Below are 11,896 nucleotides of genomic sequence, written 5' to 3' on the forward strand. Positions count from 1 at the left end.
CCCGTCTCTCCGCCGTCCGCTCAGAAGCTCTCGATGCGGATGAAACGCGGGGGGCTCGAGACGTGCCCGTCGGTTTCGACTTGGGCCAATGCCTCGCGGATGGCCCGCTCAGTGGTCTGGTAGGTCAGCATGATCACCGGTTGCGGCTCGTGCGGCGCCGCTTCGCCCGGCGCATCCGCCGAGGGCCGCCGCGCCCGCTGCACGATCGACTCCAGCGAGATCCCCTTCTCCGCCATGCGCGTCGCGATCGCCGCGAAGGCGCCGGGACGATCGTGGACGGTGAGGCGGACGTAGTAGCCGCCCGAATGCCCCGAAACGTTCGAGGCGACGTAGGGCGTCATGTGCTCGGCCGGCTTGCCCATGGTGGAGAGCGCCGTGCCGCGGGCGATGTCGGCGATGTCGGAGACCACCGACGAGGCGGTGGCGTCGCCGCCGGCGCCCGGACCGACCAGCATCAGCTTGCCGACGAAGTCGGCCTCGACCGCCACAGCGTTCAAGACGCCGTCGATACGGGCGATCGCCGAGGACTTCGGCACCATGGTCGGGTGCACCCGCTGCTCGATGCCGCCGCCGGGGCCGCGCTCGGCGATGCCCAGGAGCTTGATCTTGTAGCCGAGTTCGTCGGCCTTCTCGATGTCGTCGAGGGTGATCTCGGTGATCCCCTCCACCGAGATGGCGTCGACGTCGATCTCGCTGCCGAAGGCGAGCGAGGTGAGCAGCGCCAGCTTGTGCGCTGTGTCGAAGCCGCCGACGTCGAAGGTCGGATCGGCCTCGGCGTAGCCGAGCCGCTGCGCCTCGGCGAGGCAGGTCTCGAACGACAGCCGCTCCGCCTGCATTCGGGTGAGGATGTAGTTGCAGGTGCCGTTGAGGATGCCGAAGACGCGGGAGACGCGATTGCCGGCGAGGCTCTCGCGCAGCGTCTTGATGATCGGGATGCCGCCGGCCACCGCCGCCTCGAAGTTGAGGCTGACACCGCGCTTCTCGGCGAGGCGCGCGAGTTCGACGCCGTGCTTGGCGAGCAGCGCCTTGTTGGCCGTCACCACGTGTTTGCCGGACGAGAGCGCCGCACGCACCGAGGCTTCCGCCGCACCGCCGGCGCCGCCCATCAGCTCGACGAAGACGTCGATGTCGGGGCTCTCGGCGAGCCTCACCGGGTCCTGGAACCAGTTGATGCCGGTGAGATCGATACCGCGATCCTTGGTCTTGTCGCGCGCCGAGACGGCTCGGACCACCACCTTGCGCCCGCAGCGCTGGGAGAGATCGTCGGCATGTTTCTGCAACACCTGGACGACCGAGGCACCGACGACGCCGAGGCCGGCGATGCCGAGACGAAGAGTGGACTGCATGGGAGAGATCCCGTGAGAAGGGCGGGAGGGGCGCGGCGCGGTCCGGGTGGTGCCCGGACCCGGTCGCTCACGTCCCCCGACCCTGAGGGTGAGACGGCGGGTCGAACGACGCTCGGCCTCAGGCCGAGAGCGGAATGACGTTGTGCAACGTCTTGTCGGCCGTCTCGAAGAAGCGACGGATGTTGCGCGCCGCCTGACGCAGACGCTGCTCGTTCTCGACCAGTGCGAGGCGCACGTATTCGTCGCCCTGCTCGCCGAAGCCGATGCCCGGCGCCACCGCCACCTCGGCCTTCTCGATCAGGAGCTTGGAGAACTCGACCGAGCCGAGATGACGGAACTTCTCGGGGATCCGGGCCCAGGCGAACATCGACGCCGTGGGAGCGGGAATCGGGAAACCGGCCTTCTCGAAGGCGTCGACCATGACGTCGCGGCGCTTCTTGTAGACTTCGCGGATCTCGGCGATGCAATCGTCGCCGGAGTTCAGCGCGTGGCTCGCCGCCACCTGGATCGGCGTGTAGGCGCCGTAGTCGAGGTAGGACTTGACCCGGGTCAGCGCCCCGATCAGCCGCTCGTTGCCGACCGCGAAGCCCATCCGCCAACCCGGCATCGAGAACGACTTCGACATCGAGGTGAACTCGACCGCCACATCGACGGCGCCCGGCACCTGCAGCACCGACGGCGGCGGGTTGTCGTCGAAATAGATCTCGGAATAGGCGAGATCGGAGAGCACGAAGAGCTCGTGCTTCTTCGCGAAGGCGATGACGTCCTTGTAGAAGTCGAGATCGGCGGTCACCGCCGTCGGGTTCGACGGGTAGCACAGGATGACGGCGATCGGCTTCGGGATCGAATGGGCGACCGCCCGTTCCATCGCGTGGAAGAACTCCGGTCCCGGCTCGATCGGGATCGAGCGGATGACGCCGCCGACCATCAGGAAGCCGAAGGCATGGATCGGGTAGCTCGGGTTCGGGCACATCACCACGTCGCCCGGCGCGGTGATCGCCTGGGCCATGTTGGCGAAGCCTTCCTTCGACCCCAGCGTCGCGACGATCTGGGTGTCGGGATTGAGCTTCACGCCGAACCGGCGCTCGTAGTAGTTCGCCTGAGCCCGACGCAGACCCTGGATGCCCTTCGACGAGGAATAGCGGTTGGTCCGCGGCTTGCCGATCGTCTCGATCAGCTTCTCCTCGATGAAGCGCGGCGTCGGAAGGTCGGGATTGCCCATGCCGAGATCGATGATGTCGGCGCCCGCTGCTCGCGCCTGGGCCTTGAGACGGTTGACCTGCTCGAAGACGTAAACCGGCAGCCGCCGGATCTTGTGGAACTCGTCCATGGGTCCAGACCTTCTCGTGGCCTCGCCGGGCGGCGCCCGACGAAATCTTCTCTCGCGCTCGCTCCGTCCGCGCCCTTCGCGGATCGGCGCCGAACCGCCATCCTACTCGATCGCTCCGCGATGTGGCCGAACGACGGCGGCCCGTGTCGCGAAGGGACCGCCTTTTAACAGATGTCGCCGAACTTGACATCCATCGAACGACGGGAGATCGCCGTTCGATCGCCCTCCGCGCCGGCCGTTCGCGGCGCCACCACCATCGCCGTCACGGCTGACCCGGCGCCTTGCCCGATTCGATCTGCTGCAACGCTTCGGCCTTGGAGCGGCGCCCGAGTTCCTTCAACTCCTGGACCACCGACTGCGGCGTTCCCCCGGCGCTCGACCGCTGACGCTCGCCCAGTGCCATCAACTCGGCCTCGAGCCGATCGCGCTCCTCCTCGGTGCGGACCTGCGCCCTCGTCGGCGACGCGGTGTCGACGTTGACGTTCGGATAGCCGTCGGCGCCGGTATGGGCGGGCGGCGGCAGATCGGTCCGCATCACCGTCGAAGGCTGTGCCGGCGCGACGACGACGGGTGCGGTCTCCGCGACCGGATTCGGCGTCACGGCGTAGTCGCCGCTCGAACAACCGGCGAGCATCAGGGCGAGCCCGACGGCAATCGATCGCGGAACCGACCTCAACCGAAATGCTATGGAATTCTGCGTTGCCGGTTTCACCGCGACCTGCGAGCATTCTGCGTTACGATGGTGCGCGATGATAGCGGTTCCCGGCGGTTTGTCACCGGATCGCATGTCGCGTCTCCGCGAGCGATGCGTCATGGTGCCGGCGCCGCGTTCGTTCGAGGAAAAGAGAATCGCCGGCAGGGGGGAAGTGACGTTCATGGCCGAAATCGACGGTAACTCGTTCCTACGCTACATGATCGACGATCCGGAGGCCTTCGCGCAGAACTTCGCCCGGGCGATCGAGCAGGCCGGAAAGGCCGCCGCCGCCTATCTGAAGCCGCGCGAGACCGGCGAGGCATCGCTCGACATGAGCGCCGACATCGCCAACGTCACCAAGACACTGGCGCAGGTCGGCGAGTACTGGCTCGCCGATCCGCAACGCGCCATCGCCGCTCAGAACCGCCTGATGCACGGCTGGATGGATCTGTGGTCGACGACCCTGAGGCGGATGGGCGGCGAGGAGGTCTCCCCCGTCGCGCAGCCCGATCCGAAGGACAAGCGCTTCCAGGATCCGGAGTGGCAGGAGAACGCCTTCTTCGACTTCCTCAAGCAGTTCTACCTGATCACCTCGCGCTGGGCCGAGAACCTCGTCGACGAGGCCGGCTCACTCGACGAGCACACCCGCGCCAAGGCCGACTTCTACGTCAAGCAGATCACCGCGGCGCTCGCCCCGTCGAACTTCCTGATGACCAATCCGGAACTCCTGCGCGAGACCATGTCGACCAACGGCGAGAATCTCGCCCGCGGCCTCAAGATGCTCGCCGAGGACATCGCCGCCGGCGGCGGCGACCTCAAGATCCGCCAGTCCGATGCCAGCCGATTCGAGGTCGGCAAGAATCTGGCGATGACGCCGGGCAAGGTGGTCTTCCAGAACGACGTCTGTCAGGTGATCCAGTACGAGCCGACGACCAGGGACGTGCGGCGGCGTCCGCTCCTCATCGTGCCGCCGTGGATCAACAAGTTCTACATTCTCGATCTCAACCCGGAGAAGAGCTTCATCCGCTGGGCCGTCGACCAGGGCGACACGGTGTTCGTCATCTCCTGGGTGAACCCCGACGAGCGTCAGGCCCAGAAGGGCTTCGAACACTACATGAAGGAGGGCATCCTCACCGCCGTCGACGTGATCGAGAAGGCGACCGGCGAACGCGAGGTCGACACCATCGGCTACTGCGTCGGCGGCACCCTGCTCGCGGTGACGTTGGCGTGGTGCGCCGCCACCGGCGACGACCGCATCGCCTCCGCGACCTTCTTCACCACCCAGGTCGATTTCAAATACGCCGGCGACCTGAAGATCTTCGCCGACGAGGAGCAGATCGCCCAGATCGAAGAGAAGATGCGCGCCAAGGGCTACCTCGAGGGTCGCTCGATGGCCACCGCCTTCAACATGCTGCGCTCGAACGACCTGATCTGGCCCTACTTCATCAACAACTACCTGAAGGGCAAAGAGCCCTTCCCCTTCGACCTGCTCTATTGGAACTCCGATTCGACGCGGATGCCGGCGACGAACCACAGCTACTACCTGCGCAACTGCTACCTGGAGAACAACCTCTCCCAGGGCCGCATGGAACTCGCCGGGGTGAAGCTGGACCTCTCCAAGGTGACGGTCCCGGTCTACAACCTCGCCGCCCGCGAAGACCACATCGCCCCGGCGCGCTCGGTGTTCGAGGGCTGCAAGTACTTCGGCGGCGACGTCCAATACGTCCTCGCCGGCTCCGGTCACATCGCCGGCGTGGTCAATCCGGCCGGCAAGCCGAAGTACCAGTTCTGGACCAACGGCAAGCCGGAAGGCACGCTCGAGGACTGGATCGCCGGCGCCACCGAAACGCCCGGCACCTGGTGGCCGCACTGGCAGGCCTGGCTCACCTCGCTCGCCCCGGAGACGGTCCCCGCCCGCAAACCCGGCGGCAAGAAGCTCAAGCCCATCGAGGACGCGCCCGGCTCCTACGTCAAGATCAAGGCGTGATCGCACGAAGCATCGAACGAAGGGCGCCCCGAGGCGCCCTTCGGCGTTTCGGGGGTGCCGCAGCCCGTAGGCCTCACCCTCGCCGTCCCCAACCGTCCTCGAACACCAGTTCGTCGAGCGCCAACCGTGCCCGCCAGCGACGTTGCTCGAGCTCGGGCGAGGAATGCAGCTTCTCGACCTTGCCGAGACAGAGATAGGCGACGATCTCGATCCGCTCGGGAATCCCGAGGATCTCGCGCAGATCACTCTTCTCGAAGATCGACACCCAGCCGACACCGATGCCCTCTGCCCGCGCCGCCAGCCACAGGTTCTGCACCGCGCAGACGCAGGAATAGAGATCCATCGCCGCGTCGTGGGTGCGCCCCAGCACCACCGGACCGCAACGGTCGCGATCGCAGGTGACGACGATGTGGACCGGCGCCTCGCGCAGCCCCTCGAGCTTCAGCAGCCGGTAGGCCTCGCCGGCGGCATCGCCGAAGAGATCGGCCGCCGCCGCGTTCGCCCGGGTGAACGCCCCGTGCACCCGCTCGCGCACCGCCGGGTCGCGCACCACGACGAAGTTCCACGGCTGCATGAAGCCGACCGACGGCGCCCGATGCGCGGCCTCGAGCAGACGCCGCAGCACCGCCGGGTCGATCGGATCGGGCAGGAACTCGTTGCGCACGTCGCGCCGCGTCTCGATCGCCCGGTAGACGGCGGCGCGATCGGCCTCCGGAAAGGGCCCTGCCTCGACGAAGTCGAGCGGCGGAGACATGGCGGCGGAGACGGACGAATACGGCGACGCCGGCGCATCGGCGCGCGGCGGAACGGAGTGGCGCGGCATCGGTGGACCCCTCGAAGCGCGGCGCGGTCGCCTCGCCGTCCGCGCGAGGATCCCTGTCGTGTCCGGCCGGTCTCCCGACTGAGGATCTCCCCTCTCCGGCGCCTTCCGAAGCTCTCGCCCCGTGGCGGATCGCGCTGCCGGCGCGGCCGGAGAAGTCCCCCTTCACGGTGTTGGGCACGTCGCGGAGTTCCACCGCGTTCCCGATTCTCCCACTGACGCGGGCACCGAACCCGCCATCTGTGGCACGCTCTCGCCCGCCCGTCGAGCCGCCCGAGACGACGAACCGCCCGCGTCGCCGGCGGCGGGCCGTGCGTTCACGATCGAGGACGCCCCCCGAACGCGAAGAGGGCGACTTCGCCGTCGCCCTCTCGGAAGAATTCGCGGATGCCGTTCTCGATCAGGGGAAGACGCCGACCGCCTCGAGCCCGAGGTCTTCGCGCCAGCCCATCATGACGTTCATGTTCTGGATCGCCTGGCCGGAAGCGCCCTTCACCAGATTGTCGATGACGCACATGACGATCGCCCGGCCGGCCCGGCGGTCCTTGGCGACCGAGATGTAGGCCCGGTTGGAGCCGCGCACGTGGCGCGTCTGCGGCACCGCGCCGAAGGGCAGCACCTTGACGAAAGTCTCGTCGGCGAAACGCTTGTCGAGGATCTCGGCGAGCGACTGCGGCGTCGCCTCGCCGACGCAACGAACGTAGATCGTCGCCAGCATGCCGCGGTTCATCGGCACCAGATGCGGCGTGAAGGACGCCACCACCGGCCGCCCGGCGGCGCGGGAGAAACCCTCCTCGAGCTCGGCCATGTGGCGGTGATGCCCGACACCATAGGCGTGATAGCCCTCGGACACCTCGGTGAAGAGGTTCGCCTCCTTCACCGACCGCCCCGCCCCCGAGACGCCCGACGCCGCATCGATGACGATCTCGTCCGGATCGATGGCACCGGCCTCGAGGAGCGGGATGAGCGGAAGCTGCGAGCAGGTGGTGTAGCAGCCCGGATTGGCGACCAGACGGGCCTTCGCCACGCGCTCGCGGGCGAACTCGGTGATGCCGTAGACGGCTTCCTTCTGCAGCTCGAGCGCCTGATGGGCGTGGCCGTACCAGTACTCGTAGGCCGCCGGGTCGGAGAGACGGAAATCGGCGGAGAGATCGACGATCCTGATCCGCGCCGGCACCGTCTTCAGCACCTCCTGGGTGGTGGCGTGCGGCAGCGCGCAGAACACCAGATCGACGCCGTCCCAATCCACCTCGGCGATGGTGACGAGACGCGGCAGATCGAGCCCGATGAACTGCGGGAAGGCTTCCGCCATGGTCGAACCGGCCTTTCGGTCGGCGGTCAACGCGGCGATGCGCACCTTCGGGTGGACGAGCAGGAACCGGAGCAGTTCCGCCCCGGTGTAGCCGGAAGCGCCGAGGATGGCGACGTTGATCGTCTCGGACATCGGTCTCGATCCTTCGCGAAGAAATTCCGCGCGCCGGTATGACGGATTTCGGCGGCGAGGGGAAGAGCCCGCCGGCTACCCACCACCGCGCCCGACGCCCTCCTCCGGCGGCGAACCGAGGCGGACGTCGAAGCGCGCGCCCTTCCCTTCCGCCGCTTCGACGGCGATGCTCCAGCCGTGGTCGTCCGCGATCGACTTGACGATGGCGAGGCCGATGCCGGTTCCGGGATGATCCTCGCGACGATGCAACCGCTTGAAGGGTGCGAAGATCTCACCGGCCCGGTGGGACGGGAAACCGACGCCTTCGTCGGCGACGGCGAGATGCACGACACCGTCGGCCGCGCGCCGGGCGGTGATCCGCACCACCGCCGCCTCGCCCGGCCGATGATACTTGAGGGCGTTGGAGACCAGGTTGGCGAGGAGCCGCTCCGCCTTGGCGGGATCGGCGTCGGCCGTCGCCTCGCCGACGTCGACCTCGACCCGCGCCCCCTCCTCCGCGATCGTCTGCGACAGCGCCGCCAGAACCACGTCGACGATCGCGGCGAGCCGAACCCGCCGCCGCTCGAGCGGCGTCTCGTGCAGCGTCGCCAAGGCGAGCACGTCCTGCACCAGCCGGCGGGCGTGGCGCGCCGACGCCGCCATCACGTCGGCGGCATAGGTCGCCTCGACCGTGTCGGCAGCGGCGAGCGCCGTCTTCAACATGTCGGCGAAGGCGGCGATCTTGCGCAGCGGCTCCTGGATGTCGTGCGAGGCGACATGGGCGAAGCGCGCCAAGTTCTCGTTCGCCTGTTCGAGTTGCTCGGTGTAGCCGCGGATGGCGCGTTCCGCATCCACACGCGCCGCGATGTCGACGACGAAGGCGAGAACCCCGACGCCGGCGATCGGGGTGAGGCCGATCTCGACCGGAAACTCGCACCCGTCGGCGCGCGTGGCGCGCAGATCGCGTCCCTCGCCCATCCGCCGCTTGGAAGGATGCCCGGCGAAGATGCCGCGCCGCGCCCGATGCCCATCTCGCTCGCCGATCGGCACCAGGATGTCGACCGAAGCCCCGACGAGATGGCCGCGGCCGTAGCCGAACATGCGTTCGCATTCCTCGTTGACCAGCCGGACCACGCCCTCGGCATCGACCAGAATCATCGCTGCCGGACAGGCTTCGACCGCGAGGCGGAACATGTCGTCCATCCCCATTCCCTCCCTTTCGCGCGCCACGCCCGTTGCGACACTCCGCAAGGGTTGCATCCCGGCTCGGTTCTTTTGCGACCCGCACGCGGTTTCCCTTGCGTGATCCGTAGATGTGACATTTTATAAGGGAGAATACGTAGGGAGGGAGCGGCCGTGGGAAAGACCGGCGAACAGCGAAAGCCGCAGAACGTGCTGATCGTCGAGGATGATCCCGACGATGCCTATCTGTTGGAGCGCGCCCTGATCCGCGCGTCGGCGCTCGCCGGAACCACAGTCTACGTGTCGCGTTACGGTGACGGATGGGAGGCGATCCGCGCCGTCGGCCGCGGCGACATCGTCGGAGAACTGCCGGATTTCATCGTCGTCGACCTCAACATGCCGGTGATGGACGGCATGCGCTTCCTCGAGGTGCTGCGCTCCGATCTGCGCCTCGGCAAACTGCCGACCTATGTGCTGACCACGTCGGACCGACCCGAGATCCACGGCGCCGCCCAGGAACGTGGCGCCGACTGCGTGTTCCAGAAGCCCGACACCCTTCTCGGCTACGTCGAACTGGCGCAGCTCATGTTCGCCGCCGCCCGCTTCGAGCACGCACGCTACGCCGCCCACGGCGAACAGCGATGAACCCGAGGGGCGGTGGACCTCACCGCCGCCGCCGCTTCTCCGCCTCGAGCCCGAGCCATGTCTGCGCCACCGCCGCCCCGGCGATCGCGGTCACGTCGGCGTGGTCGTACGGCGGCGCCACCTCGACGACGTCACCGCCGACGAAATCGAGACGCCCGAGTTCGCGCAGGATGGCGAGCGCCTCGCGGCTCGTCAGCCCGCCGGCGACCGGCGTCCCCGTGCCCGGCGCGAAGGCCGGATCGAGGCAGTCGATGTCGAAGGTGAGATAGGCCTTGGCCGCCCCCACCCGATCGTAGATGCGTTCGATCACCCGCCGGATGCCGTCGGTCTCGAGCTCCCAGCCCCAGACGATCTCCAGCCCGCAGTCGCGCGGCGCATGCGTGCGGATGCCGATCTGGATCGAGTGTTTCGCATCGATCACCCCGGCCTCGACGCCGCGCCGGACGAAGGCCCCGTGGTCGGTCCAGTGCCCCGGCCCGGCGAACCCCTCGTCGCCCCAGGTGTCCTGATGCGCATCGAAATGAACGATGGCGAGCGGCCCGTGCTTCTCGGCGTGCGCCACCAGCAGCGGGTAGGTCACCGAATGATCGCCGCCGAGCGAGAAGAGCTTCGCCCCCGAGGCGAGGATCTCGCTCGCCTGCGCATGGATGCAGTCGTGCGCCACCCACGGACGCTGGTAGTCCCAGGAGACGTCACCGTAGTCGACGACGGTCAACACCTCGAACGGGTCCATGTGGAACGGATACTGCGGATCGCCGTCGAGAATCGCCGAGGCCCGCCGGATCGCCTGCGGCCCGAAGCGCGAGCCGGTGCGGTTGGAGACCGCCGCATCGAAGGGAATGCCGAGGATGGCGATGTCGACGCCGGCGAGGTCACGTGAATAGCGCCGCCGCATGAACGACAGCGCCCCGCCGTAGGTGGGCTCCGCCGATCCGCCGGAGACGGGACCGAAGACGGCGTTGTCGGTCGAACGAGGGCGAAGCGGATCGCCGGTGCCTTGGGCCATGGTCAATTCACCGCGCGCTTGATCATCTCTTGCAACGATGGTGCGAACCAGATGAGAACAACGACTAAAGTGAGCACGATGCTGGCGAACCAAGCCACGACGCTGGCCCCGACGGACTTCCAGAAACTCGAAGACTTCTCGACCGTTCGAATGATGTCATCCGAAGCTTCTTCGAACACATTTCGAGCTAGAAGCTGATACTGCTGCTCTCGCCATTGCTCTTCGAGCGAATTAGCCCATTTGGTCAGGCGCAATTCAGCATTGGAGCGCAAACTTTCGATGCGGGTCGACTGCAGCTGTTCGTGGTGCCTATCGACGGCATCCCTCGCAGGGCGCGTCTTGTCGGCCCATTCGCTTTGTTCATACTTGAAAAGACCATAGGCGATCAGGCCTACAATATCGTCACGATCGCTTGAAAGCTTCTTCAAACTGCGGCTCACGCCGACTATATGATCGCCACCGCCTTCGTCACTCATTTCGACCTCAATGCCGCATTCGCTCGATCGATGACACCGGGCTTGAGCCGAGGCACGATCGTTCCATCCGGCATTGAATAATGTTTGACGACGCCTCCTCCCGGAGTGGTGTCCATGAAGCGTCCCGATGAGGAGTCACGCGTGGTCCACCGTGCAGTCTTCGGGTTCTTGGCACCGGTCGTATCCGACGACTTCGCCATTTCATCCTCCCGATTCGGCTATCTGCTGCGAACCAATATGCTCGGCAAACTCCGAACGCTCGACAAAAGGTAAGAGGCAGCCTTGCCTTTGGCAATGCCGCCTCCCTCGAATGTCGACCTCATAGCACGATCAGCGCTCGGAGGACCGGAAGCTCCGGCGCGCATTGCGCTCATCGTGCTGCTTGCGCTCGACCACGCGCCCGACGCGAAACCAACCGGCCCGACCCTGGACGCCCTCAGCATCGCGGGCGTAGCATCGGCACGCTCGACCCGAGCCCCAAGGGCTCGCCTCGCCCGCCGCGTTCCCGGGAGGCCGCCATGAAGATTTCGACACTCCTCCTCGCCGCCGTCGCCGGCATCGCCCTCGCCACACCGGTCGCGGCGCAGTCGCGCGGCTCGGTCTGCGTCGTCGCCGACCCGACCGGCACACTGCTCAACGTCCGCACCGCCCCCAACGGCCGTGTCGTCGGCCAGATCGCCAACGGCGTCTGGGTGCGGGTGGGCGACATGGCCGCCGACAACGGCAAGCCCTGGGCCTTCATCCACGATTCCGACATGACCGGAACCCGCGGCGACCCCCTCGGCTGGGTCTTCGCCCGCTATCTGAACTGCCGGTGAGGCGGGGCGACCGGCTCGAGACGAGATCGCGGCGCACCGATCGGTCGCTGCCTTCGCCCCGAAGTCCCCTTCTCCCCTTGCGGAGTCACGATCTGCCGACTGCGGCGCTCCGATTTCGGCCGTCCTCCCCGGCCGGAGCGCATGTGTGGACGGCCCCTCGGAAGCAAGG

At 67.3% G+C, this 11,896-nt stretch carries 11 protein-coding genes and 1 riboswitch; of the genes, 3 read left to right on the plus strand and 8 right to left on the minus strand.

All coding sequences use genetic code 11. The features are described 5' to 3' along the window. Nucleotides 1-20: 20 nt before the first annotated feature. From V7Q42_RS14980 to V7Q42_RS14990, 3 genes are all read right to left on the minus strand, one after another. Entirely contained in the window at nt 21-1,346 is a 1,326-nt protein-coding gene (locus V7Q42_RS14980) for a homoserine dehydrogenase (protein ID WP_333824896.1), read from the minus strand. A gap of 118 nt (nt 1,347-1,464) precedes the next feature. After that, nucleotides 1,465-2,676 (minus strand): LL-diaminopimelate aminotransferase, encoded by a 1,212-nt coding sequence (locus V7Q42_RS14985; RefSeq protein ID WP_333824897.1) that lies wholly within the window; start codon nt 2,674-2,676, stop codon nt 1,465-1,467. Nucleotides 2,677-2,938: 262 nt separating this feature from the next. Beyond that, a complete protein-coding gene (locus V7Q42_RS14990) occupies nt 2,939-3,277 on the minus strand; it encodes a hypothetical protein (protein ID WP_333824898.1) in 339 nt (112 codons plus the stop codon). Between the two features lie 274 nt (nt 3,278-3,551). Here V7Q42_RS14990 and phaC point away from each other — a divergent pair, with 274 nt between their 5' ends. Further along, entirely contained in the window at nt 3,552-5,357 is a 1,806-nt protein-coding gene (phaC, locus tag V7Q42_RS14995; protein WP_333824899.1) for a class I poly(R)-hydroxyalkanoic acid synthase, read from the plus strand. 73 nt (nt 5,358-5,430) lie between these two features. On the opposite strand, the gene bluB is transcribed toward phaC, so the two are convergent. The 3 genes from bluB to V7Q42_RS15010 all read right to left on the minus strand — a co-directional run bounded on the left by bluB (nt 5,431) and on the right by V7Q42_RS15010 (nt 8,803). Then, the gene (gene bluB, locus V7Q42_RS15000) at nt 5,431-6,111 is read right to left on the minus strand and encodes a 5,6-dimethylbenzimidazole synthase (RefSeq protein WP_333824909.1); all 681 of its coding nucleotides are present in this window, start codon (nt 6,109-6,111) and stop codon (nt 5,431-5,433) included. A gap of 116 nt (nt 6,112-6,227) precedes the next feature. After that, a riboswitch (cobalamin riboswitch) is annotated at nt 6,228-6,424 on the minus strand. A gap of 153 nt (nt 6,425-6,577) precedes the next feature. Then, nucleotides 6,578-7,621, minus strand: coding sequence for an N-acetyl-gamma-glutamyl-phosphate reductase (gene argC, locus V7Q42_RS15005; RefSeq protein WP_333824900.1), 1,044 nt, complete (start codon nt 7,619-7,621; stop codon nt 6,578-6,580). Nucleotides 7,622-7,696: 75 nt separating this feature from the next. Next, the gene (locus V7Q42_RS15010) at nt 7,697-8,803 is read right to left on the minus strand and encodes a sensor histidine kinase (protein ID WP_333824901.1); all 1,107 of its coding nucleotides are present in this window, start codon (nt 8,801-8,803) and stop codon (nt 7,697-7,699) included. Nucleotides 8,804-8,956: 153 nt separating this feature from the next. Between V7Q42_RS15010 and V7Q42_RS15015 the strand changes: the two genes are divergently transcribed. Continuing rightward, on the plus strand, nt 8,957-9,427 hold the full coding sequence (locus V7Q42_RS15015; RefSeq protein WP_333824902.1) for a response regulator: 471 nt from the start codon (nt 8,957-8,959) through the stop codon (nt 9,425-9,427). Between the two features lie 19 nt (nt 9,428-9,446). On the opposite strand, the gene speB is transcribed toward V7Q42_RS15015, so the two are convergent. Together speB and V7Q42_RS15025 are read right to left on the minus strand one after the other, a co-directional pair. After that, nucleotides 9,447-10,433 (minus strand): agmatinase, encoded by a 987-nt coding sequence (gene speB, locus V7Q42_RS15020; protein WP_333824903.1) that lies wholly within the window; start codon nt 10,431-10,433, stop codon nt 9,447-9,449. Nucleotides 10,434-10,435: 2 nt separating this feature from the next. Beyond that, complete coding sequence (locus V7Q42_RS15025) at nt 10,436-10,909, minus strand: hypothetical protein (protein ID WP_333824904.1); 474 nt, start codon at nt 10,907-10,909, stop codon at nt 10,436-10,438. 518 nt (nt 10,910-11,427) lie between these two features. Between V7Q42_RS15025 and V7Q42_RS15030 the strand changes: the two genes are divergently transcribed. After that, nucleotides 11,428-11,727, plus strand: a complete 300-nt coding sequence (locus V7Q42_RS15030; RefSeq protein WP_333824905.1) for a hypothetical protein — start codon at nt 11,428-11,430, stop codon at nt 11,725-11,727. Nucleotides 11,728-11,896: the final 169 nt, after the last annotated feature.

The organism is Pinisolibacter sp. (assembly GCF_036782435.1).
In the GTDB taxonomy this organism is placed as follows: Bacteria; Pseudomonadota; Alphaproteobacteria; order Rhizobiales; family Ancalomicrobiaceae; genus CALBKH01.